Annotated in this window: 24 protein-coding genes and 1 pseudogene; 12 read left to right on the plus strand and 13 right to left on the minus strand. The window is 63.6% G+C overall.

All coding sequences use genetic code 11. The features are described from left to right. A pseudogene (locus F758_RS43360) lies at positions 1 to 481 on the minus strand (MFS transporter); the annotation flags it as partial. A 420-nt stretch (positions 482 to 901) separates the two neighbouring features. Next, the gene (locus tag F758_RS0106300) at positions 902 to 1,324 is read right to left on the minus strand and encodes a nuclear transport factor 2 family protein (protein ID WP_024507065.1); all 423 of its coding nucleotides are present in this window, start codon (positions 1,322 to 1,324) and stop codon (positions 902 to 904) included. A gap of 132 nt (positions 1,325 to 1,456) precedes the next feature. Between F758_RS0106300 and F758_RS0106305 the strand changes: the two genes are divergently transcribed. From F758_RS0106305 to F758_RS0106315, 4 genes are all read left to right on the plus strand, one after another. Then, on the plus strand, positions 1,457 to 2,038 hold the full coding sequence (locus F758_RS0106305) for a bifunctional transcriptional activator/DNA repair enzyme AdaA (protein ID WP_024507066.1): 582 nt from the start codon (positions 1,457 to 1,459) through the stop codon (positions 2,036 to 2,038). A gap of 244 nt (positions 2,039 to 2,282) precedes the next feature. Next, the gene (locus F758_RS47390; protein ID WP_084305131.1) at positions 2,283 to 2,501 is read left to right on the plus strand and encodes a hypothetical protein; all 219 of its coding nucleotides are present in this window, start codon (positions 2,283 to 2,285) and stop codon (positions 2,499 to 2,501) included. 285 nt (positions 2,502 to 2,786) lie between these two features. Beyond that, positions 2,787 to 3,380 (plus strand): hypothetical protein, encoded by a 594-nt coding sequence (locus F758_RS51585; RefSeq protein WP_245286427.1) that lies wholly within the window; start codon positions 2,787 to 2,789, stop codon positions 3,378 to 3,380. 327 nt (positions 3,381 to 3,707) lie between these two features. Further along, positions 3,708 to 4,484 (plus strand): helix-turn-helix transcriptional regulator, encoded by a 777-nt coding sequence (locus tag F758_RS0106315; protein ID WP_024507068.1) that lies wholly within the window; start codon positions 3,708 to 3,710, stop codon positions 4,482 to 4,484. 128 nt (positions 4,485 to 4,612) lie between these two features. On the opposite strand, the gene F758_RS0106320 is transcribed toward F758_RS0106315, so the two are convergent. From F758_RS0106320 to F758_RS0106370, 8 genes are all read right to left on the minus strand, one after another. Beyond that, the gene (locus tag F758_RS0106320; protein WP_084305133.1) at positions 4,613 to 6,052 is read right to left on the minus strand and encodes an HlyD family type I secretion periplasmic adaptor subunit; all 1,440 of its coding nucleotides are present in this window, start codon (positions 6,050 to 6,052) and stop codon (positions 4,613 to 4,615) included. After that, complete coding sequence (locus F758_RS0106325; RefSeq protein WP_024507070.1) at positions 6,049 to 7,836, minus strand: type I secretion system permease/ATPase; 1,788 nt, start codon at positions 7,834 to 7,836, stop codon at positions 6,049 to 6,051. Before F758_RS0106325 ends, F758_RS0106320 begins: the two co-directional genes overlap by 4 nt. 148 nt (positions 7,837 to 7,984) lie before the next feature. Further along, positions 7,985 to 8,446, minus strand: coding sequence for a hypothetical protein (locus F758_RS0106330; RefSeq protein WP_024507071.1), 462 nt, complete (start codon positions 8,444 to 8,446; stop codon positions 7,985 to 7,987). A gap of 316 nt (positions 8,447 to 8,762) precedes the next feature. After that, positions 8,763 to 10,232, minus strand: a complete 1,470-nt coding sequence (locus F758_RS0106340; RefSeq protein WP_051386709.1) for a hypothetical protein — start codon at positions 10,230 to 10,232, stop codon at positions 8,763 to 8,765. Positions 10,233 to 10,509: 277 nt separating this feature from the next. Then, positions 10,510 to 10,767, minus strand: coding sequence for a hypothetical protein (locus tag F758_RS0106345; protein ID WP_157449883.1), 258 nt, complete (start codon positions 10,765 to 10,767; stop codon positions 10,510 to 10,512). Between the two features lie 652 nt (positions 10,768 to 11,419). Beyond that, complete coding sequence (gene purB, locus F758_RS0106360; protein WP_024507075.1) at positions 11,420 to 12,727, minus strand: adenylosuccinate lyase; 1,308 nt, start codon at positions 12,725 to 12,727, stop codon at positions 11,420 to 11,422. Between the two features lie 350 nt (positions 12,728 to 13,077). Next, positions 13,078 to 13,731, minus strand: a complete 654-nt coding sequence (locus F758_RS0106365) for a response regulator (protein WP_024507076.1) — start codon at positions 13,729 to 13,731, stop codon at positions 13,078 to 13,080. Between the two features lie 12 nt (positions 13,732 to 13,743). Continuing rightward, positions 13,744 to 15,102, minus strand: coding sequence for a histidine kinase (locus F758_RS0106370; RefSeq protein WP_024507077.1), 1,359 nt, complete (start codon positions 15,100 to 15,102; stop codon positions 13,744 to 13,746). A 211-nt stretch (positions 15,103 to 15,313) separates the two neighbouring features. Here F758_RS0106370 and F758_RS0106375 point away from each other — a divergent pair, with 211 nt between their 5' ends. From F758_RS0106375 to F758_RS43365, 5 genes are all read left to right on the plus strand, one after another. Further along, positions 15,314 to 16,081, plus strand: a complete 768-nt coding sequence (locus tag F758_RS0106375) for a MotA/TolQ/ExbB proton channel family protein (RefSeq protein ID WP_024507078.1) — start codon at positions 15,314 to 15,316, stop codon at positions 16,079 to 16,081. Next, positions 16,078 to 16,749 carry a DUF2135 domain-containing protein gene (locus F758_RS0106380; RefSeq protein ID WP_024507079.1) on the plus strand — a complete coding sequence of 224 codons (672 nt, stop codon included), beginning with the start codon at positions 16,078 to 16,080 and terminating at the stop codon, positions 16,747 to 16,749. The genes F758_RS0106375 and F758_RS0106380 overlap by 4 nt, the downstream gene beginning before the upstream one ends. After that, the gene (locus tag F758_RS0106385) at positions 16,746 to 17,366 is read left to right on the plus strand and encodes a hypothetical protein (protein ID WP_024507080.1); all 621 of its coding nucleotides are present in this window, start codon (positions 16,746 to 16,748) and stop codon (positions 17,364 to 17,366) included. Before F758_RS0106380 ends, F758_RS0106385 begins: the two co-directional genes overlap by 4 nt. A 164-nt stretch (positions 17,367 to 17,530) precedes the next feature. Further along, on the plus strand, positions 17,531 to 18,271 hold the full coding sequence (locus F758_RS0106390; protein WP_024507081.1) for a metallophosphoesterase family protein: 741 nt from the start codon (positions 17,531 to 17,533) through the stop codon (positions 18,269 to 18,271). 2 nt (positions 18,272 to 18,273) lie between these two features. Continuing rightward, on the plus strand, positions 18,274 to 19,677 hold the full coding sequence (locus F758_RS43365; RefSeq protein ID WP_035721113.1) for a bifunctional serine/threonine-protein kinase/universal stress protein: 1,404 nt from the start codon (positions 18,274 to 18,276) through the stop codon (positions 19,675 to 19,677). A 306-nt stretch (positions 19,678 to 19,983) separates the two neighbouring features. On the opposite strand, the gene F758_RS0106400 is transcribed toward F758_RS43365, so the two are convergent. Continuing rightward, a complete protein-coding gene (locus F758_RS0106400) occupies positions 19,984 to 20,370 on the minus strand; it encodes an ester cyclase (protein ID WP_024507082.1) in 387 nt (128 codons plus the stop codon). A 174-nt stretch (positions 20,371 to 20,544) separates the two neighbouring features. Here F758_RS0106400 and F758_RS0106405 point away from each other — a divergent pair, with 174 nt between their 5' ends. After that, positions 20,545 to 20,808, plus strand: a complete 264-nt coding sequence (locus tag F758_RS0106405; protein WP_024507083.1) for a hypothetical protein — start codon at positions 20,545 to 20,547, stop codon at positions 20,806 to 20,808. 86 nt (positions 20,809 to 20,894) lie between these two features. Here the strand turns inward: F758_RS0106405 and rpe are convergent, their stop codons facing one another. Beyond that, a complete protein-coding gene (gene rpe, locus F758_RS0106410) occupies positions 20,895 to 21,596 on the minus strand; it encodes a ribulose-phosphate 3-epimerase (protein WP_024507084.1) in 702 nt (233 codons plus the stop codon). A 405-nt stretch (positions 21,597 to 22,001) separates the two neighbouring features. On the opposite strand from rpe, the gene F758_RS0106415 reads away from it, so the two are divergent. After that, positions 22,002 to 22,793 (plus strand): EF-hand domain-containing protein, encoded by a 792-nt coding sequence (locus tag F758_RS0106415; RefSeq protein ID WP_024507085.1) that lies wholly within the window; start codon positions 22,002 to 22,004, stop codon positions 22,791 to 22,793. A gap of 26 nt (positions 22,794 to 22,819) precedes the next feature. On the opposite strand, the gene F758_RS0106420 is transcribed toward F758_RS0106415, so the two are convergent. Beyond that, complete coding sequence (locus tag F758_RS0106420) at positions 22,820 to 23,815, minus strand: P1 family peptidase (protein ID WP_024507086.1); 996 nt, start codon at positions 23,813 to 23,815, stop codon at positions 22,820 to 22,822. Positions 23,816 to 24,224: 409 nt separating this feature from the next. Between F758_RS0106420 and F758_RS46330 the strand changes: the two genes are divergently transcribed. Beyond that, complete coding sequence (locus tag F758_RS46330) at positions 24,225 to 24,476, plus strand: hypothetical protein (protein WP_157449884.1); 252 nt, start codon at positions 24,225 to 24,227, stop codon at positions 24,474 to 24,476. Positions 24,477 to 24,497 lie beyond the last annotated feature (21 nt).

The raw sequence follows: 24,497 nt of genomic DNA on the forward strand, positions 1-24,497 counted from the left end.
CGAGGCCGACGCCGCCGATCACGCCGGCGCCCAGCCACATGATCCAGAGCTGATGCACATAGACGCCGAGCGCCGCGATGACGAGGCCGCCGCCCCAGCACAGGGCGGCGACGACGCCCGCCTTGCGCGNGCCGACGCGCTCGAGCCAGCCGCCCCAGATCGCGGCGGAGACGCCGAGCAGCACGAAGAACAGCGTGAACATCCAGCCCATGCTGGCGACNCGCCAGTCGCAGGTGGTGGTGAACAGCTCCTGCCACAGCGACATGTCCGGACAGGCCTTGCTCTGGGTGATGCCGATCGCGCGCGACAGCGGCAGCCAGAACACCGAAAAGCCGTAGGCCATGCCGATGCAAAGATGGATGCAGAGCGCCGCGGGCGGCACCAGCCAGCGATTGAACCCCGCCTTGGCCACGGTATGCGAGCGATCAAGAATACCCACCCCGGCGCCCGACAGGACGCCGGCAGTCTCAGCAGTCGTCATTCAAATCTCCCCTGGACAGCCACCCTCTGGCGCTGCCTGCCCTAAAGATCCCGGTCCCACAACTCCGGCTGATGTGCGCCCACATCTTGCCGCTTCGCACAGCTTTCGAGATGCGCCGGGATCAAGAACGCGCATCTCAAGGCTCCGACATCCTTTCCTGCCGTCGATGCGCGATCTCAGGAGAGGCCGAATAGCCTCCTGAACGCTGCATCTTCGCCGATCGACAGGCAAACTTTTACGACCTGCGGAAGGAAGTCTGAGCGCAGTGCATGGCTGCAGGAGGCTTCTCCCTGCATGGGCTGGATGGCGAAACTGCGGCAGGAGCGCGGTATCGGGAACGCTGCATGAGCCTTGCGCCGAAAGCCGAGAGATGCCAGCGGCGGCGATGCCGCAATGCGAGGTCATGCGCGGCATTGCCATTCATGCCGGCCAGATTTCGAAGATCGCCTGCCAGCCTCGTCTCGTGTCCATATATTCGCGGACCAGGCTGATACGCTCATCGGCCAGCTTGAACACGAAGCAATAATCATTGTCGTACGGCCTGCCGCCCGGCAGCGTGGCCCGCATTCGCTCTTCGACAATCACGGTGTCGCCGTCCGCGTGAATGCCGCGAAAGCTGATGTCGATCTCGGAAAACAGCTTGTGCATTTCGAAGGCGATGAAGTGCGCGATTTGATCTGCACCAATCATGTGATGAGTGTGTGACAGCGCGACGGCTGTCGCATTGTCCTCCGGCGCAATCCATTCGGCATCGGGCGTGAACAGGCCCGCGATCAGGCCGGCGTCGCGGGTCTTGAATGTCTTCCAGGCGTTGATGACGATGTCTTTGGCTGTCGGGCCCATGGCTTGCCTTCCGTATGTCAGCTAAGGAGATCGCTCTGGTGTAGGAGGGCGCGCCGGTTGCTGCTGGCCGGAATCGGACCTGATCATCGCGGGCCGATTTTGTTGCCCGGCGCGGTACGCTATGATCTGCTCATGCTCGACTTCGAGACCTGTAACGCGGCGCGACTGCGGCGCGATCCGCGCTATGATGGCCGCTTCTTCACGGCGGTGAAGACCACGCGGATCTATTGCCGTCCGGTCTGTCCGGTGAAGCAGCCGCTGACGCGCAACGTGACATACTATCCCACGGCGGCGGCGGCCGAGGCCGCGGGCTATCGGCCATGTCTGCGTTGCCGCCCGGAGACGGCGCCGTTCTGCGCTGCATGGAACGGCACGCGCTCGACCATCACGCGCGCCTTGAAGCTGATCGAGAGCGGCGCGCTCGATTGCGGCTCGGTGGCCGCGCTTTCCGAGCGGCTCGGCATCAGTTCGCGCCATCTTGCGCGCCTGTTCGAGCGCCACGTCGGAGCGAGTCCGCAACAGGTCGCCAAAACGCGACGTGTGCAGCAGGCAAAGCGCTTGCTTGATACGACGGACGATCCGCTGGCGCAGATTGCCTACCGTGCGGGATTCGGAAGCGTGCGCCGATTCAACGCCGCCTTCCTGGAACTGTATGGCCGATCGCCATCGAGCATCCGCGGCTCCTTGCGGCCGCCAGCCGCCATTGCGCATTGACCCACTGGTCGGGCGAATCTGTCGCAGCCCAACAATGAAATGCGAGCCTCTTCACATTTGACTTTTGCTACCCAAGGTATAATTACCGTGGCGTTCAGGGATTGTGAGTTGCGCTGCAAAGAGCCAGCCGCCTGCGGCGGTATCGAGGCCAATGGTGCAGCAAAGACGAATGGTCACGCTCGCAAGGTCCTGTCGGGCCTGATATAGTCAGTGTCGTGGACGCACCTTTATTGGAGGGTACGCCATGCCTTCGTCGCCCGCAGAGTGGTTGTCCGCTTCAGTTGCGCCATCGAACGCAGACCTCGAAATCTGTGTCCTGGATTATGATGGAATAGTCCACGCGCTCGCCTTTCCCTGCCAAAAAGATGGAACCGAATGGGTCGATGCTTCAGGTCAGAAGCAGATCGACATTCAGCCGACGCATTGGCGTAAATGGGCTGAACGCAGTGAGGTGAGCGTGTGAAGCGTGATGCCGGCCCCGCAAGGGCCGCGCATGAAGACTGGAAGCAATTTTCTAAACGCGCGACCAGCGGGGCGCGCGTTCGCTGGAGTTCGGCAGAGACTTTTCGGTATTTTGATGCTGCATTTTGATCTCGCTAGGGTTTAAAGGAGCAAGGATTCCGGAGCATCGCTAGCCAAAAGACGTGCGCTTAATGAGCGTTTAACGCTTTTGCGCGACAGATGATGCCACCAGCGCGAAATGACATCCTAGCAGAAATGCGGCTCCGTCCCCGGGGAGGGGAATGGCATGGGACTGCTTGTCATCGGCGTGGTTGCCGGACTCTTGGTCGGATTCGCCTGGCTCGCGCCGTCGCAGGGGCACCTGCAGACGTGCATGTTTCAGTGGCAGGGCTGCTTCGACAAAGCTGCGATCAGCCCACTGGCACAGCCCCAGCAAGTGGCCGTCAAGCCGGATCCGCAGAAAGCGCAGGCGAAGTCTCACAGCCCCGCGAAGCCCAGCAAACATGCGTCCGCCAAGCCGCACAGGCCCATCGCTCACGCCAAGAACGCGGTTTCGGCGGCGAGGATCACCGTCTCCGCGCCCGATCATCGGCCGGACGAGACATCAGATCCCGTCTTGAACAAGGCAAGAGCCGCGATCGCGGCGAAGATGGAAAATCCGGCGTCGGCAGAGTTCAGCGATATGGATCGCGCTTTCAGGAAAAATACGTTCGGGCGGGCCACGGACACGATCTGTGGCCACGTCAAGGGGAAGACAGCGTCAGGCGAAGATACTGGAGAGAGGCCGTTTTTGTATCTCGTGAAAGAGGATGATGCATATGTGGTCGACGGGAAGCCTGATACGGCGGCGGCGATCGCATATCGAAACATCTGCAACTAGAGCATGATTGCCGAAAGAGATACCGGATTGAAACATGCTCACGGGACCAGGGCGCTCGCGGTGCGATCGGATCGCGTCGCGCGCGAACTGGGTCGTGCGGAAAGAACTTCCGCCTGGAATTGATACGTGAATCTCTTTCGTGCAACCCGTCGCACGATTGCCGTGCTCGGGCTGCAAGGACACGCCGATAGAAAATCTCGCGTGGCGTGCATTGTGACGAAGCCGAGAGATGGGCGCTTCGCATTGAAAATCGGGGACTGCACGATCGGAAGTGGAAATTTGAAGAAGTGAAATTGGATCAGCAGTTCTTTGCATCTCGGGGCCATTATGGACGACATCGTCAATTCCGTAGAACGGCTGCACGGATCGCTGCAGTTGCCGGCCGTCGTCATCATCGAGCCGCTCACTTTGACGCGCACCTGCATCTTGAGCATTCTCAGGAAGGAATTGGTCGGCTTCGATCTCATCGATATGGCAACGACGGACAGTCTGGATTGTGCATCGGCACGGGACGTCCGGCTGGTGGCGCTGAGCATCGCGGACAAGTCCATCATCGATCCTTCGGTCGAATACGACCTCATGCTGGTGGCAGATTGCCACCCCAATGCCTCGATCACGCTCTGGTCAAATCGTGATGACGAGGCGACAGCGCTGGAGGCGATGAACCTCGGTATCCGCGGCTTCTTCCCTACCTCCTTGCCGATCGAGCTTGCAATCGCCGGCCTGCGCCTCGTCCTCGCCGGCGGCGTCTATAGGCCGCTGCCGATCGTCGGGCCACATGCGATGTCGCGCCTCGAGCAGCCGTGTCCTCGCGGGCTGCCGGGGCCGCAGCTTGCCAACGGCCTTGCAAAAGCAGTTGCCGATAGAGGCACGATCGATTTCACGCCGCGCGAGCAGCAGGTGCTGGCGGAACTGGAACTCGGCCTTCCCAACAAGCTGATCGCGGCGAAGCTCAAGCTTTCGGAAAACACCGTCAAAATGCACATTCAGCACATCATGCGCAAATGCGCCGCGCGCAATCGCACCGAGGCAGTCCTGCGCTGGAGCGGCCGCTTGCCGGCTCGTAATCGTCATTCCGATACAGGCGAGCCTTCGCCGTCGTGAGCCCTGCACCCGAAGCGCACTAGTGGCAGCCGTGGGGCCGTCCATCCTTCGAGGCTCGCTTGCGCGAGCACCTCAGGATTACGGCCGGAACGCGCGCCCTCTCCGATTCGCTGAGCTCGGCGACTGCTCTAATCCTCGCGGAATGCACTGTGGAAGCTGTCGAGCAGGGGCCTCAGTGCATAGAGCGCGACCGTGCCGCGCCCGGTCGTGATGAACACTTCGGCAGGCATTCCCGGGATGATCTTGATGTGGTTCTCGCGTATCCGGGGATCTTCCACGCGAATTTTCGTCGCGTAGTAGGGTTGGTCGGTCCGCTTGTCGACGAGGCGGTCCGCGGACACGTGCACCACCGTTCCCTTGAGGCGCGGGACGCGACGCTGATTGTACGGCACGAGATGGACCTCGGCATTCAATCCCGGATGAACCACATCGATGTCCTCGGGCCGAAGGCGCGCCGTCACGATCAGGCGATCCTGCCGCGGCACCAGATCCAGCAGCGGGGCGCCGGCCGCGATTACGCCGCCCGTGGTATGAATCCGCAGGTCCGTGACCACGCCGTCTTCGGGCGCCTTGATCTCCGTTCGGGATAGCTGATCCTCCACCGCCAACAGTTTTTCGCGCAGCTGGAAGATCTGGTTCTGTGCTTCCCGCAGTGCCTGCGCGATCTCGCTTTGCCTGTCGCTCTCGAGCTTGAAGCGCGTTGCGATCGATTCGTTGATGACCTGCTCGGCGCGCGAAATCTGCGCGGTGATCTCGCCACGGCGTCCTTCGATGTCGGCCATTTCCCGTTGCAGACTCAGAAGGCGCGGTCGCCGCTCGAGTCCCTTGTCGACGAGAGTCGCGACCATGTCGAGTTCCTCGCGGACGATATCGGCGCGCTGGGTGGCGGCAGCCTTTTGCGCCTTGAGGCCCTCGATCTCCGAGTCGACCTCGGACTTCTTTTGCCGGATCACCGCGATCTGCGATTCAAAAACCTGCCGGCGTGCTTCGAAGATGTTTCGCTGCGCCGTCAGGACGGTCGCGGCCGACGGACTCTCCCGCGCCGCCGCCTCCAGCACAGCCGGGAACGTCACCCGATCACGCTCCTGCTGTTCGGCCCGGAGCCTTGCCTCGCGTGCCGCGGCATCCCACAACTGGCTCTGCAGACTCTGCACCTCGGCGAGGACGCGCGTGTTGTCCAGCGCGATCAATGTCTGCCCGGTGCGTACGACGTCGCCGTCCGCGACCAGGATTTTTTTGACGATGCCGCCCTCGAGATGCTGGATGGTCTTGCGGCTCGACTCCGGCTCCACGACGCCGGAAGCGATCGCCGCGCTCTCGAGCGGCGCGAAGCCCGACCACGTTCCGAGACCGACCACAAAGCAGAGCACGAGCAGATTGCCTGCCAAGGTGACGCCGCGAAGCCTGGGGCGAGGCGAGGCTGGCGCCGGCAGCGGGCACCAGGCAAACTCAGCGGGCTCGAAATCGTCGATGGCGGTGATCACAATACCTCGCCGGGATTCCCTGAGTTCGGGCGAAGGCCCGCCTGCTCCTTGTCGCTTCCAGGTGTGTTGCAGCTTCCTGGTCACGGGACGGCTCGCTCCTGTGACGGGTCGTCGGTGGAAGGCTTGTTCTCGGGCGGCGTGACCTGCGATGACACCTGCGGGCGGCTCAAATGCGTCTCGAAAATCTGCTCGCTCTCGCCGAATGCGGTGACCGTGCCGGCCTCCATGATGGCAATCTTGTTGGTCGCCGCGAGCAGGCCCATTCGATGGGTGACGACGACCACGATGGTATTGGCGGCCTTCATTTGCTCAATGGCGTCCAGCAGCACGCGTTCGCCGACATAGTCAAGGCTGGCATTCGGCTCGTCGAGCACCACGAGGCGCGGCTCGCCGAAAAACGCCCGCGCAAGGCCGAGGCGCTGGCGATATCCGCGGGAGAATCCCGAACCGCCATTGGGAATGACTGTGTCATATCCCTCGGGCAGGCGCATGATCGTATCATGGATGCCGACGAGCCTCGCCGCTTCGATCACTTTCTGAAGATCGGGATCGCCAGGCGGTCCAATGACTTCCTTGATCGTCTCGCCGAAGAGGTTGATGTCCTGCGGCAGATAGCCGAGGCAACGGCCGCCCCGTGCCTCGCGCAAGACTGACACGTCGATATTGTCGAGCAGAACACGACCCCACGTGGGTGTCGAGAGCCCGGCAATGATCTGGCCGAGCATGGATTTCCCGGAGCCCGATGGGCCGATGATGCCGAGGCATTCGCCGGGCCCAACACTGAATGAGATGCCCTTCAGCAGAAAGCTGCGGGAGTCCCGCAGCCATACGCCGATGTTATCGAGGACAAGGCCGCATTGCGGCCGGTCCGATGGAATATCCGTATTGTCTCTCGCTGCAGGGGCGGCGGCAAGAAAGCCATCGAGCCGTCGATAGGTGCTCCTGGCCGTCGTCAAGGCCTTCCAGCCCGCGATGGCGCCCTCGACCGGCGCGAGCGCGCGACCGAACAGGAGTGTCGTCGCGAAGATGATGCCGCCGCTCTTGCCGTAATCGAGCACGAGCCAGGCCGCCGCGCCCATCATCAGAACCTGTCCTAGCGCACGTATCGGCTTGGCGGCGAGCATAACGATTTCCGCGCGCAACTGGGCCACGTCCTGCCTGTATCGCGCCTCCTGCGCGGCATCGCAGATCTGGCGCGCGGCGCCGTCGAGCATTCCCATCGTGCGGATCAGGTGAATATTGCCGAGGGCGGTCGCGAGCCGGCCATAGCTTTTCGCCAAGGCAGCGCCGGATTTCGTGAGCGCCTCTGCGGTGAGGAATTCGCTGGTAAGCGCGAGCGCGAACAGAACAAACACGTTGCAGGCCGCGATCACGCCAAGCAATGGGTGGATGAGAAAAAGCACGGCGAGAAACAGCGGGGCCCAGAGTGCGTCGAACAGCATCGGGCATGCATTGGACTCGATGAATTGACGCAAGGCGGCAAGATCGCGATAGACCGCCGATGCGGCTGCGGGATCGCTGCGGACCGCAAGCTCGAAAGCGGCCGAGAGCGCGTTTGGGCGAAGTCGATCTTCCAGCCAGGAGCCCAGTCGGCCCAGGACGGCGCGGCGCAGCGTGTCGAGCACCCCTCCGACGATGACCGCAAACGCAACGATCAGTGTGAGCATCAGCAGCGTGTGACCGCTGCGGCTCGAAAGGACGCGATCATAGATCTGGAGCAGGTAGATCGAAGGAGCAAACAGCAGCAGATTGTAGCTGCAGCTATATGCGAACACGAGGCCAAGCGGGCCGGCGCAGGCCCACAGCGCCGCCTGCAGCGGAGTTTGTGGCGAGGCCAGCATATTCGACCGGGTGGGCGGCTTTGGCATTGTCGTAACCGCCAGAGGTTTTGAGACTAGATCCTCTCGTTCGACCGTCAATTCCAGCGTGGACGAGCCGGCCGGCGACGGTCAGAGACCGGCGGCGGATGCCGCCAGTCTCTGTCAGCCGGTATCTATCAGCGGGGCTTGCCGCCCGTCAGATGGACGGATCGAGGTGGAAATCCACATTGCCGCCCACCGCGGCGTTGTCGTTTCCGCCATTGCCGCCAATGCCGGCCATCACTTCCTGATGCAGGTCGGCCATCAGGGAGTTCGTCTGAGTGGCTGTCGTATTGGCGGTAACGGTGGACGTGTCGTGACCGCTCGACGAGCTCTGGTCGCCGCTCGAATTTGCCCAGGCCTTGGCCGTTGACCCCTTGTGAGCGTCCGCGTCCGCCGTGCCTGCGTCCCAGGAAGCCTTTTGATAGACGTGATCGCCGTTCTTGACGGAGACGTCGGCGCCTTCGGCCTTGTTGGTGGGGTCGAAGTTGAGCGTCGGCGCGTTGACGACGTATCCCTTGAAAATGCCGTCGCCGCCGTTGCCGGCGCTGTTGTGGCCCGTGTCGATCGTCTTGAAATGGATGGAATCCGAAACGTGAATTGACGGCTTTGCAACCATATGAGCCTCCGTGATTGGTTGTGTTCGTAGGTCATCCGTCCAGATCGGGATGACCGATCTACGCGACGAGTGTGAGCCCCGCTTGCGTGCGCGCGATAGATGCCAAATGGGATGTCATTCGGCTCGGTGGACTACGTCCGAAAGACCTACATTCATCGTGCGCATCGTGATGCGATGACATGCGGATGTGGCCAGCCGCGCATCCGAGCAGCGGATTTTCACGGGGCTCGACGCTGAGATTTTTTGCGCGTGGAGTTTTCGCAAAAGTCACGACGCGCTTTGCGCTGATCCGCCCCGAACGGGGCCGGATCATTTTCTATGCGACCAAATGAAGATCGGAGAGGAGGTGTGTCGCGAGCTCGCCACCAAGCGCTATGTTGCCGTTGCCGCCGTCTCCGCCAACTCCGGCGATCTGGACCGCGCTCTGGTCGAAGTGCACGTTGTTGATCTGGTCCGCTTCGGCTGTCGCATGCGGGCCCGCGATTGCGATGTTGATCGGAGCATAGATCGCGATGCTGACATCGACGAGGCTGCCGGAAAAGTGACCGCTGCCGCCATCGCCTGCGCCGTTGCCTCCGGTTGCGATCGTATCGGCACCGCTGGAGAATTTAGACAGAAGGCCGCCATTCCCGCCCGTTGCAGCGTTGCCGCTGCCGCCATTGCCTCCGATGCCTGCCATCTGCGACGAAGACTGATCCAGATTCACGTTGTTCGTCTGATGAGCATCGGTGCTGGAATTGAAGCCGGCAACAGCGATATTGATCGGGTCATACACGGCGACAGAGGTGTGGACGAGGCTGCCATGGAAGAAGCCGTTTCCACCATTGCCGGCCTCGTTGCCGCCCGTCTGAAGGAGCTGCCAGCCGCCCAATAGCGAACCGGATCCGGCCGTGGATATGTCCCCACCGATGGCGATATTGCCGCTTCCACCATTGCCGCCGATCCCCGCCATCTGGAGCACGGACTGATCGATCTCCACCGTATTCGATTGCGAGGCTTCGGCCGTTCCACCCGAGCCCGCCAGCGCAATGTTGATCGGGTGGTAGACAACGACAGGAGCGTCCACGAGCGAGCCGGAGAAGGAGCCGGAGCCGCCGTTGCCGGCGCTGTTGTGGCCGGTCGCGATCGCATCGGAGCCGGAGGACGAAACGCCGACATTGCCACCAGAGGCGATATTGCCGTCGCCTCCGTTTCCGCCGATGCCGGCGATCTGAACGGCGGATTGATCGATGCTCACATTGTTGGCCTGGTCGGCCAACGCGATGGAGCCGTATCCTGCCGATACGCTGATATTGATGGGGTCATAAAACACCATCGAGGCATGAATGATGTTACCGTAAAAATAGCCGTCCCCGCCGTTGCCGGCGCTGTTGGCGCCGGTCTCGATTCCGCCCGAAGCAGGCCCGGCATGAACCGAAGCGGCGCTGGGCGCGAGCGCGGAAACGGTGCCGCCCTGGGCCAGATTGTCGTTGCCGCCGTTGCCGCCGATGCCCGCCATCTGGACGGCATGCTGGTCGATCTGAACCAGATTGGATTGATGCGCATCGGCGTGGCCGAGACCTCCCGCCTGCGCGGTGTCGACGGGACTGAAAATGGCGTTGGGCGCGTTGACCACCAGGCCCGCAAAGAACCCGTTGCCGCCATCGCCCGCGCTGTTATCGCCAGTGTCGATGGAATCGGAGAAGGAGGCCGGCCAACCCGGTGCATCCGCGTGATCGCCATGGTGCCCGTGATGATGGGGCTGATGCTGCGGTCGGATTCCATCCGATAGCTGCCAGAAGTTCATGGTCGCTCTCCGTAGCGGCGATGGCTCCGCATGGCGCAATCGCCCGTCCCGACCTCGCGGGGAACAAATCTCATCCTGACCAAGTCAAAAGCCGAGTCGTCAATTCGGATGCAGCGTTTCGGGTGGCGGGTGCCATATCGGCTACATCCGTTTGTATGCGGGCAGGTGGGGCCTGGCGGGGCTCAGCCGCTTCGAATTGGGTGGGAAATCATCCAGCCGCAGTGCCACTATCTGTGTGCGTAGCGGGTCTGCATCTGGCGCGGCGTTTGCGCTACGCCTACGCCTCGGTGGGCTCGATATCTTCGGTGTGCTTTTTCTCCGCGTCGAACAACCTGACTTGCAGATAAGGGAAGCGCCGCTTGAGGTCCTCGGCGCGGGCGCGCGCCGCGTCCTTGCTCTTGAACTCGCTCTTGATCTGGCCGTCGACGATGAGTGCGTAGCCGCTGGTCGGCATCTCCGGCGCCGTTCTCACGATCGGACCGGGGGCCGGCGTGATCGGCTGCCTGCGCGTTCTGCGCATGGAGTTTCTAGCCATGTGCGATCCTCCTCGAGGATGAGGCGGAAGTGCGGTGGCGAAGCCTGATCGCACTCCGGCCTATGATCGGGCATGGTCCTTTCGGAAAGCCGGCGCCGACTTTTCCGGATCATGCTCCGCGGTCGGGGATCGCCTCCGTTCGGAGATTTTCGCGCTCGACAAGCTCGGCCGTCACCTGCCTTGAGCGTGCGAGCGTTGCTCTGATAGCGGCTGGACATTGCCGGCGCGCTGCAAACAGCCCGCTTCCTGATAGTGGCACTCCGGGCAGCGGAACCGTATCTCCTGGCGCGAGGAGCTTGCTTTCGGCAAGCTCGCAGCCATCGGCCAGGCACCGCAGCGCGGACATTTAACGAGCAGACTATCGGTCTCGATCACGTTGAAGGCTCCCAACCTGAAGCCCCCTGCTTGCCAAGCCAACACGCTGGGGCCGCTGGTTGTTCCGGCAATCCGTCAATGAGCAAACGACTGGTCGTCCCGGCGAAGGCCGGGACCCATACCGCGGAATCGATCGGTGGACCCCTAGGCGAGACGTCCTTCGCGATAATGGCCGCCCGGGTTGATGGGCCCCGGATCGCGCTCGCGACCCGCGAACGCTACGTGTTGCCGGGCGCTCGCTTGCCCGGGAACGACGGCGTTGGTGGCGGTCATCCCCTCACGCCTGGCCGAACACGCGCTTGAAGATGGTGTCGACGTGCTTCAGGTGGTAACCGAGATCGAACTGCTCCGTGATCTCGGCATCGCTAAGATATTTCCTGACGTCGGGGTCCTTCTTCAGGAGCGTCTGGAAATCGCCCTCGCCGCGCCAGACCGGCATGGCGTTGCGCTGCACCAGTTTGTAGGCTTCTTCGCGGCTGGCACCCTTCTGCGTGAGTGCCAGCAGGACGCGTTGCGAGTGCACGAGCCCGCCGAGCCGGTCGAGGTTCTTTTGCATGTTCTCTGGATAGACCAAGAGCTTCTCGATCAGGCCGGCGAGCCGGTTGAGCGCGAAGTCCAGCGTCACCGTGGCATCGGGGCCGATCATGCGTTCCACCGAGGAGTGGGAGATGTCGCGCTCGTGCCAGAGCACCACGTCCTCGAGCGCCGGCGTCACATAGGCGCGTACCATGCGTGCAAGCCCGGTGAGATTTTCCGACAGCACTGGGTTGCGCTTGTGCGGCATGGCCGAGGAACCCTTTTGGCCCTCCGAGAAGAACTCTTCCGCCTCCAGCACCTCGGTGCGCTGCAGATGCCGGATTTCGGTGGCGAGCCGCTCGATGGAGGAGGCGATCACGCCGAGTGTCGCAAAATACATGGCGTGACGATCGCGCGGAATCACCTGCGTCGAGATCGGTTCCGGCGTCAGCCCCATGGCTTTCGCCACATGCTCTTCGACCCGCGGGTCGATCTGGGCGAAGGTGCCGACCGCGCCCGATATGGCGCAGGTCGCGATCTCCTTGCGCGCGGCGATCAGCCGCTTGCGGGCGCGGGAGAACTCCGCATAGGCATAAGCGAGCTTCAGCCCGAAGGTCACCGGCTCGGCATGGATGCCGTGGGAGCGGCCGATGGTCGGCGTCATCTTGTGCTCGAACGCGCGCTTACGCAGCGCGCCGAGCAGGCGATCGATGTCGTCAATCAGGAGGTCGGCGGCGCGGGTGAGCTGCACATTGAGGCAGGTGTCGAGCACGTCGGAGGAGGTCATGCCCTGGTGCACGAACCGCGCTTCGGGGCCGACGATCTCGGCGAGATGGGTCAGGAATGCGATCACATCGTGCTTGGTTTCGCGCTCGATCTCGTCGATCCTCCCGACGTCGAAGATCACGTCGCGCGCCTTATGCCAGACGGCCTTCGCGGCCTCTTTCGGAATTACGCCGATTTCGGCCAGCGCATCCGCTGCATGCGCCTCGATCTCGAACCAGATCTTGAAGCGCGTCTGCGCGTCCCAGATCGCGGCCATTTCCGGGCGGGTGTAGCGGGGGATCATAGATAGGGACTCCGAAGGTCAGGGGCGGAAGCGCGAGGGCGTCCGGGCCAAGTTTTTACGCCGCGCTTTAGCAGATTGCTGTTCCGGAAACCACCACTACGAGCGCCGGGTGGAAAACTGCCGGGATCTGGACCGTCATCCCGAAGGCGCTCGCGCCAGCGAGCCTCGAAGGATGAACGGCCCCGCTGCAGCAGGCGGGCCGTCGCCCTTCGAGGCCGCCGCGGAGCCTGTCATCGGGCCGCGCTTTGCGCGGACCCGTTGGCGACGGCGCCTCCAGCGACAAACGGCGAAGCCGTTTGCGCGGGGGTGACGGTGATGGTTGGAAGCTCACTTCGACGATCATCTCCGGCTTACGGGCTGGTCAGCCCGCACTCGGCCGCCAGGCGCACGAGCTGGGCGTCGGTGCGCATGCCGGTCTTGGCCTTGATCAGATAGTGGTAGTTCTGCACGGTCTTCAGGCTGAGATTGAGACTGGCGGCGATCTCTTCCTTGGTGGCGCCGGCCGCCAGTTGCCTCAGGATCTCGATCTCCCGTTCCGCGAGCTGATCCAGCAGGGAGCCCACGGGCGTCAGGCTATCGAGCGCCAGCACCTGCGCGACGTCGTCGCTCATGGCGCGTTCGCCCCGAGCGACCGAACGGATCGCCCTGATGAGCACCGCCGGCTCGCTGCTCTTGGTGACATAGCCGCTGGCACCGGCGTTGAACGCGGCCTTCACCAGCGGCGCCTCGCTATGCATGCTGAAGACAAGAATGCGCGCGCGCGTGCCGCGCAGGCGGATGTTCCTGATGGCATCGAGGCCGCTGGCGCCGGGCATCGAGATGTCCATCACCACGATATCGGGAGCATGGGTCTTGAACGCGGCGTAGGCATCCGTGGCGTTGTCGGCTTCCGCGACCACCTGGAAGTCGCTCTGATGTTCCAGCACGCGCCGATAGCCTTGGCGGACGATCGGATGGTCGTCGACCAGCAGGATCGAGATGCCCTTGCCAGGTAGCGCGGTCATCGGTGCATGCCGTCAGGCCGCGAGCGGAATGGTCGCGGCAACGCTTACACCGCGCCTCGCGCGCGCGATCGACAGCGAGCCGCCGAGCGCCGCCAGCCGCTCGCGGATTCCGGTCAGGCCAAAGCCCGCCGATTGTTGCACGCTCGCCGCATCGCCGCCGCCATCGTCCTCGACGCGGATCAACAGCGCATTCTCTTCGCCGCTGCGGCGCTCGATCCGGAGCACGATCTCCCGCGCTGCGCTGTGGCGGAGCGCATTGGTCAGGCATTCCTGCGCCACGCGATAGGCCGTGGCGGCGACGGTGCCGCGCACATCGGCAAGGTCGCCCTGCATGTCGAGCTGGATCAGCGGCCGCGCCGCATGCTGCGAGTGCCAGCTGTCGACCAGGCTGATCAGGCTTGCTTCCAGGCCGAGTTCTTCGGCGGGCGGATGGCGCAGGCGGTTCAGCGTATCCCGCAACGACGCCATGATCCGTAAGCTCGCCCGCGAAATCATCCGCGCATCCTCGGCGACGCTCTTGTCCTGCGTGCCGGCTTCGATCGTGTTGGCGAAGGCGAGGATGGCGGTGAGATTCTGCCCGAATTCGTCATGCAGCTCGCGGGCCAGCGCCCGCCGCTCGTCATCGCGGATTTCGAGCAGGCGCCGGGTGAGGGCGGCGCGCTCTTCCATGGCGGCTGCCAGCCGGTCGCCGAGATCGGTTACGGCCTTTCCGATCATGGCAAGTTCCATGGAATGGAAGCGCGGCAGAGCGGTGCGGTATTGCCCATGCGCCATACGCTGCAGTGCGGCAACGATGGACCGCGCTGGCGCCAGCGTGTGCGCGATCGCGATCGAGGCGAGCAGCGCAATCGCCGCGGCCATCAACAGGGCGACGCCGATATTGTCCAGGATGTGGGCCCAGGCGAGCCGGATCGCGGCGTCGGGATCCGGGCTGGCGGATACCACGCCTGCGGTTGTTTCTCGCGCGCTGATCGGCCGCGCGACAGCCGCGTGGCCGCCGAGAAGGGTCTGCACGGCGCTCGCGAACCAGCGCGGCGGCGCTTTGCCGAGCCCTTGGCTCTGCCCGCAGAGCGGCTTCTCGAAGGGCTTGGCCGGCTCGAACTGGACGCAAATGCCAGGCGAGATCAGCTTCACCGTTTCGGTGGTGCGCCATTCCGGCACTGGCAGGAGATGTTCGTGCATTCTGCTGCTGCGCAACAGCAGTTCGCGCCAATACAGCGCCTGCAGCGCCTCGGAGACGCGGTCGGCGGAAGCGGCGGTCGCCCGGTCGACGCTGCGATAGGCGTCGACGGTGGCCCAGACGGTCGCGGCGGTCAGACACAGGATAACGACGACGAGGAGACGAGCGACGAGCTGAAGCACAAGGCGCATGCGATCACCCTCAGCGAGCGGGGGAGGACGATAACAACACCGCCCTTCGCTGCCAATTGCAAGCGCGGCGCATCCGGGAAAATCGGGAAATTTTCCCAAGGGATCGCGGGCATCCGTCGGCGGACCGGGCCGGTCCGCTTTGCTTTAACGGAAAGCGGAGAGCCCGTTTGCCAACAGGCGCAGAAAACGTCTTCGGGAGCTAACGCCAGCCATGAGTTCCATGATCGGCGCCGTGAGCGCACCGCCCGCAAGCGACGCTCCAGAACGAAGCGTCCTGCTGCTCTGGATGATCTTCACCGGCCTGTCCGTGTTCGCCGCCGTGCTGCTATGGCGCTACGGCTTGATCCACCTGATGGTCTCCTCCGACCGCACCTACATTTCGAGCGTCATCGCCGTTCTCTACATCATCACCAGCTTTCACTGCTTCTTTCGAACCCGCGCGATTGCGCGCGAAGGCGATGTGGCACGGCGCTGCCGCGCCATCCTGTCGGCCGCTAATGGCGCCAGGGCGCTGGAAAGCGATGCGCGGGCGCTGCCGGTCGGGCTGGTGACGGATCACATCCGCAGCCTGGTGGAAAAGGCCAAGGCGCAAGCGACGGGGCGCATCGACCAGACGCTGCTATTGCGCTCGCTCGCCGACCGCCTGCGCGGCTCCAACGGCTTCGGCGCTTTCGCGTCCGATACGCTGATGAAGCTCGGGCTGCTCGGCACCATCATCGGCTTCATCATCATGCTGGCGCCGATCGCCACCCTCGATGCGGCGGACAAGGCCGCCATGAAATCATCCATGGGGCTGATGAGCGACGGCATGGCGGTCGCCATGTACACGACGCTCGCCGGCCTCGTCGGCTCGATCCTAGTCAAGATCCAATATTACATGCTCGATGCCGCCACCCAGCGGGTGTTTTCCGATGCCGTCATGCTGACCGAGACGCACGTCACCCCAGCATTGGAACGTCGCCTTGGAACGCCGCAATGATGGATGAGTTCGGCCTCTATCCGCGCGAGGACGCGTTCGATCCGCTCGGCGTGATGCTGTTCAAGGCGTTGCAGGTCGTTGCCTTTTTGTTCTTCATCGCGCTTCTTGCGGTATCGCCGGACTCCAAAGACGGCAAAATCGATTCCAAGGCCGAATTCATCATCACCATGGACTGGCCGGACAATCACCCTGATGACATCGACCTGTTCGTGCAGGACCCGGCTGGCAACATCGCCTGGTATCGACATCGCGAGGCCGGCTTTCTCACGCTCGATCGCGACGATCGCGGCGGCACCAACGATTTCATCGTCGTCAACGACAAGAAGATCCCCTCGCCAATCCGCGAGGAAATCGTCACGGTGCGCGGCATCGTAGCCGGCGAATACACCGTCAACGTGTCGCATTTCCAGGCCACAACCGGGCAGCCGGTGCCGGTGACGGTCAAGGTCCAGAAGCTTAACCCGTCCACGCAGGTGGTTTTCGACAACACGGTGATGCTCGATCATACCGGCGAGGAAAAGACGGCCGTGCGCTTCTCGCTCGACCGCGAGGGCAAGGTGATCAATGTAGAGCAGCGGCAGAAGTCGCTCTTGGAGACCTTTCGCAGCGCGTGGAGGAATGGTGCGGACGTCGATGCTAAGACAGGCGTCAGGATGGGACGGCCGTGACTAGTCTGCAGTCGGACATTCTCACGCTGTCGATCGCCTATTCCCTGATCGGCGCGCTATTGCTCCTGGTGCTGGTCTATGCGCGCTTGCCCTGGCCGGTGAAGGCGGTAGCCGTGGTCGTGACCAGCGCGTTCTATATTGTCAGCTTCGTCGGCATGCGCGGACTGTTGGGCTGGGCCAGCGTCGACAGGCTGCCGGCCTTGTTCAAATTGCTGCAGGCGCGGATCGTCGAGCCGCATTCGCTTCAAGGCGACCCGGGCTCGATCTATCTGTGGGTCGAGGCGCTCGACGAGAGCAACCGCCCGAGCGGCGTTCCCAGGGCCTACCGCATTCCCTACAGCGACTCGCTGGCCGAGAAGACCGACAAGGCGCAAAGCGAGATCGCGGCCGGGCATCCGCAGGGCGGCCGGGCCGCCGATTTCGGCACCGGCGAGGGCGGGCTGCTCGAACAGGCCAGAGCCTACATCACGCCGAGCGCCATCGTCGACACCTCGGGCGGCGATCCTTCGACGGGAGGAGGGGCGACCGCGATCCCGCAAGGTGCGGAAGGGGTGTCGTTTACCCCGCTGCTGCCGCCACGCATGCCGCCGAAGGACGAGCAACAGACCTCGCCCTGACGGAGGTTGTTTGACATCCCTCAACCCGGTAACAGTCACCCGCCCGAGAACGCGAGGGGATCAAGGCCCCTGGCGTTCTAGCATTTTAAGCAGAGCATGATCTTTTCGGAAAACCGGTGTCCACTTTTCCGGATCATGCTCTAGTCTATGGGCGGGAGGATAGCGTGCTGCTGGCGATCTTTTCGGACATTCATGCCAACCGGCAGGCTTTCAGCGCATGCCTTGAATCGGCGCGCACCCGCGGGGCGCGGCGGATCATTTTCCTCGGCGATTTCGTCGGCTATGGCGGCGATCCCGAGTGGACGGTGGACACCGCCATCCGCCTGATCGCGGATGGCGCGGTCGCGGTGCGAGGTAACCACGACCAGGCCGTCACAAGCGCGAGCGAGAGCATGAATCCGGACGCGCAGGCGGCGATCGAATGGACACGCGGCCGGCTCAGCGCCGCGCAGCGCCGCTTTTTGGCCGAACTGCCGCTGACGTTGGAAGAGGACGATCGGCTCTACGTCCACTCCGAGGCCTCCAGCCCGCAGCGTTGGCGCTACGTGCAGTCGACGCCGGATGCGGCGCGCAGCCTGATTGCGACGCCCGCGCATGTCACGTTCTGCGGCCACATCCACCGGCCCGCGCTTTATTCCATGTCGGCGACGGCCAAGATGACGAGCTTCGTGCCGACGGCGCATGTCCCGATCCAGCTCCTGCGCGGCCGGCAATGGCTGGCTGTGCTGGGCTCGGTCGGCCAGCCGCGCGATGGCGATCCCGCCGCCGCCTATGCCTTGTACGACACGAGCTCGCGTGAAATCACCTACTGCCGCGTTCCCTACGATGTCGATGCGGCGGCGGCGCGGATCAGGGAGAACGGCCTGCCGGACCGGCTCGCCGACCGCCTGTTCGTGGGGAGGTGAGGTTGGCCAGGCCGAGCGTCCAGCCGGGCGTGGTCATCGACGGCTTCAAGGTCGGTGAACGCCTGCACTCCGGCGGCATGGCGACGCTGTGGAGCGTCACGCGGCCGGACATCAACGTGCCGCTCTTGATGAAAATCCCGCGGATATCCGAAGGCGAGGACCCGGCCGCGATCGTCAGCTTCGAAATGGAGCAGCTCATCCTGCCGCGGCTCAAGGGACCGCATGTGCCCGCGTGCTTTGCCACCGGGGATTTCGCGCACCAGGCCTACGTCGTGATCGAGCTCATTCCAGGACAAACGCTCTATCGGCGGTTGCCCGAGCTGCCGCTGCCTTACGGAGAAGCCTGTCTGATCGCAGGCAAGATCGCCGCCGCGCTTGCCGACTTGCACCGGCAAAACGTGATCCACCACGACATCAAGCCGTCGAGCATCATGTTTCGCGACAGCGGCGAAGCCGTGCTGATCGATTTCGGCCTGTCGCATCACACGCAACTCCCGGACCTGTTGCAGGAGGAGTTCCGTCTGCCTTACGGCACCGCGCCCTACATGGCGCCCGAGCGCCTGCTCGGGGTGCGCGACGATCCGCGCAGCGATCTGTTTTCGCTGGGTGTGCTGCTCTATTTCTTCACCACCGGCGTGCGGCCGTTCGGCGAGACCGAGACGCTGCGCGGCATGCGACGACGGCTGTGGCGCGATCCGCATCCACCGCGCAAGCTCAAGCCTGATTATCCGCCCTGGCTGCAGGAAGTGGTGATGCGGTGTCTGGAGATCGAGCCGGCGTCGCGCTATCCGACGGCGTCACAACTGGCGTTCGATCTTGCCCATCCCGACCAGATCAAGCTCACCGCGCGCGCCGAGCGCATCAAGCGCGATCCGCTGATGACGGTCTGGCGGCGGCGCTTCAACCAGGGCCTGTTGCAGGTGGAGCGCAAGGTCGACGTCGCGGCCCAACTCGCCTCCAGCCCGATCGTGGCGGTTGCGATCGACACCGTGGACGGCACCGATGAATTGAACGGCGCCCTGCGGCGCACCGCCGCGCGCATCCTGGAAACGCTGCCCGCCGCGCGGCTCGCCTGCGTCAATGTTCTCAAGCTCGGCCGCATCACCATCGATCGTACGCTGGACGAGCAGGGCCAGAACAAGCACGTCGACCGCCTGGTGGCGCTCAAGCACTGGGCAAGCCCGCTCAAGCTCAACGAAAGCCGCCTGACAGTGCATGTGCTCGAGGCGATCGATCCGGCCTCGGCGATCCTGGAGTTTGCCCGCGCCAACCATGTCGACCACATCATCGTCGGCGCGCGGCAGGATTCCTTCGTGCGGAGCCTGCTGGGCAGCGTCTCGGCCAAGGTTGCCTCGGAAGCGCCGTGCACCGTCACGGTGGTGCGCCCACAGCGGCCGGCGGGTTAGGGCGCGATGGCGTCCGCTCGCAACAATTCTCCCGGCGAGCAAGGCGCGCCTGGAGGCGAGATAGCGATGAATTTTCGGGCCCCAGCATTCGCCGAGTTGAGCGAATCGAGAGGATGCGCCCAAGCTCCGGCGTCATTGCGAGCGCAAGCGAAGCAATCCAGACTCTCTCCGCGGATGCAGTCTGGATTGCTTCCCTACGCGCAAAGGCGCTTCGGCGGGACTTCACGCCTCGCCATAGCTCGCGCAACGAGCGACGGCGGGTCGTCGCTTTCGCTTCTCGCAATGACGGGCCTGTCGGCGGATGCTCTAAAGCTGAGCTTCGATGGCTGTCTTATCGATGACCGACCATACTTGCACAATCTTCTTTGCCCGGAATTCGTAAAAGACATTCTCCGTAAACGAAACTCTCTTCCCGTTGACATCGAGGCCAAGGAACTTTCCCTTTGGCGAACAGTCGAAGGCCAGCCGGCTCGCTATATAGGGCGCATCGGAAATCAGTAGTTCAATGTTGAAGCGAAGGTCCGGAATTTCAAGAAAATCCCTCTCCAGCATTTTGCGATAACCTGACAGCCCGATCTGCTGACCGTTGTAGCAGACATCATTATCAACGAACCGTTCCAGCTTCGGCCAATCCTGCTGGTTCAGGCAGGCGATATAGTCTCGGTAAACGTCGGTGAGCTCGGCCTCGATCATGGCACTTGTTCCCTGTGTTTCGACAAATCCCGCTGCAACTCACACTAGGCAGTAGTTCCGCAGGCCAACAACGCTGTTGATAATCGGAAAATCGGACGCCGCCCGTTACTCGTCCTGCGGAACCGGCCGCGCCGGGCGCGAGTTGGTGCCTCACAAGATGGCAGGAATATTGGCATGGCCGAGGAGCGACATTTCAGTCGGCGTGGACCCGCGATCATTGCGGTCGTGGTGGCCGTCGTCTGTGTGGCTTTGTTGGTGCTGCTTGTGCGCGATCGCTGGAATCGTCCGCAAGTCAAACCGCCGGAGGTGGCGCAGTCGACCACGACGGGGCAGACAGCCCGTTCGGCCGGTGCCAACGTGTTGCAGACCGACCCGAAACTGTCGGTCGAGCCGACGCCGGCTGAACAGCCGCCGGTGCAGCCGGCCAATCCGAACTGATCGGAAATACACCTCTCGCGCTGTTGCGCGCATCAAGCGTCGTGCACGTGAGAGGCGACGCAATATTCGTCCAGCGGCGGCCGGCGCTACACCGCTTCGCCGCGTGCGGCTGCTGCTTTCAGGCGGATCGCATCGATATTGGTCTTATAGGCCTCCTTGGTGCCGCCCTTGAAGACGGCCGAGCCGGCGACGAAGGCGTTGGCGCCGGCGGCCGCGAGCTCGCCCGCGACATCGGGGCCGACACCGCCATCGACCTCGATATCGATGTCGCGTCCCATCGTCATCGCGCGCAGGTCGCGGATCTTACCGAGCGCCGCCGGGATGAAGGCCTGGCCGCCAAAGCCGGGATTGACCGACATGATCAGCACCAGGTCGACCATATCGAGCACATATTCGATCGCCGAGAGCGGCGTGGACGGGTTGAGCGACACGCCGGCCTTCCTGCCCAGTGCGCGGATCGCCTGCAGCGAGCGATGCAGATGTGGACCTGCCTCCGCATGCACCGTGATGTGATCGCAGCCGGCTTTCGCGAAGGCCTCCAGATAGGGATCGCAGGGCGAGATCATCAGATGCGCGTCGAACACCTTCTTGGTATGCGGACGCAGCGCCTTGATGACATCGGGACCGTAGGAAATGTTGGGAACGAAATGTCCATCCATCACGTCGAGATGGATCCAGTCGGCGCCGGCCGCATCGACCGCGCGGACCTCCTCGCCAAGCTTGGCGAAATCGGACGCCAGGATCGACGGCGCGATGACGAGAGGACGTGGCGTGAATGACTGGGTCATGGCCGAACAAACGCTTTCTTGAACCGCCATCCTGAGGTGCTCGCCACCGGGTCCGCGCAACGCGCGGCCCGAAAGGCTCCGCGAGCCTCGAAAGATGAACGGCCCCGCTGGGAGAGCCGGACTGTCGCTCTTCGAGACGCACGCAAAAGCGCGCTCCTCAGGGTGACGGTCAGCCTGAGCGTCCGCTTCAAGTGACGCGACCGCGCTCCTAACATGCGGCATGGGCATCGGCAATAAAGCGGGAAAAATCTTCCCAGGCCGGCAGCTCTTGCCCGGGGACCGAGGCGGCCTGGCTAAACCGAAAGGCTGATTTTTCGGGCATTTTGCCGCTGGCACGCCGCTTGCTCAAGCTATGCCGTAAATTGAACGAGCCGCTGACGAGGCGCCCTTGGTGGGAGTTCCCTGATGTTTTTTGCGCTTGGTGCCGCCGCATCCCTGCTGGACGGCCTTCAGTCGTTGACGTCGTCAACATCCTCGACGCAATCGACGAGGTCTCAGAGCGGTGGCAATGCGTTCACTTTGCCCGCAGGAGCGAGCCCGCAAACCTTCGATTCCACATCCGGAGCAGGCTTCTCGCGCGTTTCGCCCGAGACCATGAACGAGCTGATTGCCATCCAGAGCCAGTCGGGTTCGGCCACTACGACGGCCACGTCCAGCCCGTCCGACTCCCTGAAAGATCTGTTTTCCCAGATCGACGCCGATGGTGACGGACAGATCACCAAGAGTGAATTCGAGAACGCGCTCGACGCCGGCGGCAGCAATGTCGCGCAAGCCGACAGCGTGTTCGGCAAGCTCGACAGCAACGGCGACGGCAGTGTCAGCCTCGGCGAATTGAAGTCGGCGCTGCAGGGCGCCGGCGGCCATCATGGCGGGCATCATCGCGTTGCGGACAGCGGTGATGCCGCTGGACTGGACAGCGGAGCCAATAGCGGCGGATCGGATACCGATCCGTTGATGCAGGCGCTCGACGGCGCCTCGTCCTCGGCCGTGACCAACAGCGACGGCTCGACCACCACCACGATCACCTATGCCGACGGCTCCAAGGTGACGATGACGACGCCCGCCGCATCCACGAGCTCGAACTCCGCGGCGGCGAGCGCCGCCAGTTCGTCCTACAACTGGATCGAGAAGATGATCCAGGGCGAGGCAAAGGCGCTCTCGACGCAGCCCGGAAGCGCGCTGTTGGTCAGCGCCTGATCGGTTCGTCGTCGCTGATTTCGCTGCTAACCGAAACGATCCTTCCACGCCGGCAGCGCGCCTTCGAAGGGCAGCGCGGTCGCTTCATAGACGCCACGGGCGATGGCGCGCGCCATCACATTGGCTGCGGTCATCCCAAGCTCGGTGAGGCCGACGACGGGATCGACCGGCTTCTCGCCGGTCGCGGCCGCGAAGACGACGTCGCCATCGAGGGGCGCATGCACCGGATAGATCGCACGCGCGAAGCCGGTCTGCGCGATCATCGCAAGCCGCTTGGCCTGTACCTTGGTCAGCGCGGCGTCGGTGACGAGAACGGCGATCGTGGTGTTTTCGGCCGCATTCGCGGCGGCGCCGCCCTTCATCCGTAGTTTCAGCATGTCTGGCGCGAAGGAGGAGGGCCAGCCGCGCCCGCCATATTCGCCATCAAGCTCGAACGGCGCCGCCCAGAACCACGGACCGTCGCCGACGGTGACGCTGCCGACCGCGTTGACGGCCGCCAGTGCTGCGACCTTGACCCCGCCAGCGGTGATGGCCGAGGCCGAGCCGAGCCCGCCCTTGAAGTTCGCGGTGGTGGCCCCGCAGCCTGCGCCGACGCTGCCGAGCGCGAAATCGGCGCCGGCGTTTGCCGCCGCGGCATAGCCAAGATCGCGGTAGGGCGAGAACCGGCCCCAGGCCTTGTCGCCGCCGTTCAGGAGATCGAACAGGATCGCGCCGGGCACGATCGGGATGACGGCGCCGCGCACCACAAAGCCGCGGCCCTGCTCCACGAGCCAGGCCTGGATGCCGCCGCCGGCCTCAAGCCCAAAGGCCGACCCGCCGGCGAGCGCAAAGGCGTCGACGCGCTCCACGGTGTTGGCGAGATCGAGCAGCGCGCCCTCGCGCGTGCCCGGTCCGCCGCCGCGGACGTCGATGGCGGCGACCGCGGGCTGATCGAAGATCACGGCGGTGACGCCGGAGGCGATCCGCGCATCGTCGGCATGGCCGACCTTGACGCCCGCGATATCGGTGAGAAGATCTTTCAAGACGCCCATCCGCAAGGCAGGTTACCAATCCGAATGTTTTGCCACGTGACCCGCCCGGGGCAAAGCCTCGGCAGGAATGATCCCTGCGGCGCAGAAGAGCGGGTGGGGTTTGGCGGCGCTGTCCGCCTCCTCTTGTGATTGAAGGTCCGACGCCCTTGCGAGTAGTCGCACGCGGCCTAAACGCGCTCCTGGTAAGCTCCTACCCAGTCGCCGCTTTTTCTTTCGTCACCCGGAACACCGCTGGCGCCTTCATGTTGGAATTCCGCAAGAATCGAGACACATGCAACGGCTCTGTCCGCCGCAGAGGGTTGCCAACAGTGGGAATCCGACCATGGACGCAGATGCAATCAAGCAGGCAGAGCAGATCTCAGGGGGACAGAAGAAGGCGGGCGCCAGCCAAATCGACGAAATGGCCAAGGCCGTTCACGGCGCCGCGGATGAACTTCAGGACCAAATGCCGAAGGCCGCCGAGTTCGTCCACGCCGCTGCTTCGCGTCTTGAACAGGGCGCCGGCGCCCTTCGCGATCGCAGCATCGAGGACCTCATGAGCGGCTTCAACGACTTTGCCCGCAAGGAGCCTCTGGCCTTCTTCGGCGGCGCCTTGCTCGCTGGATTTGCGATCTCTCGTTTTCTGAAAAGCAGTACCGAGCGTTCGCGCTGAGACCGTTCACGCCAAGGAGGT

This window comes from Bradyrhizobium sp. ARR65, from assembly GCF_000472385.1.
Classification (GTDB): Bacteria; Pseudomonadota; Alphaproteobacteria; order Rhizobiales; family Xanthobacteraceae; genus Bradyrhizobium.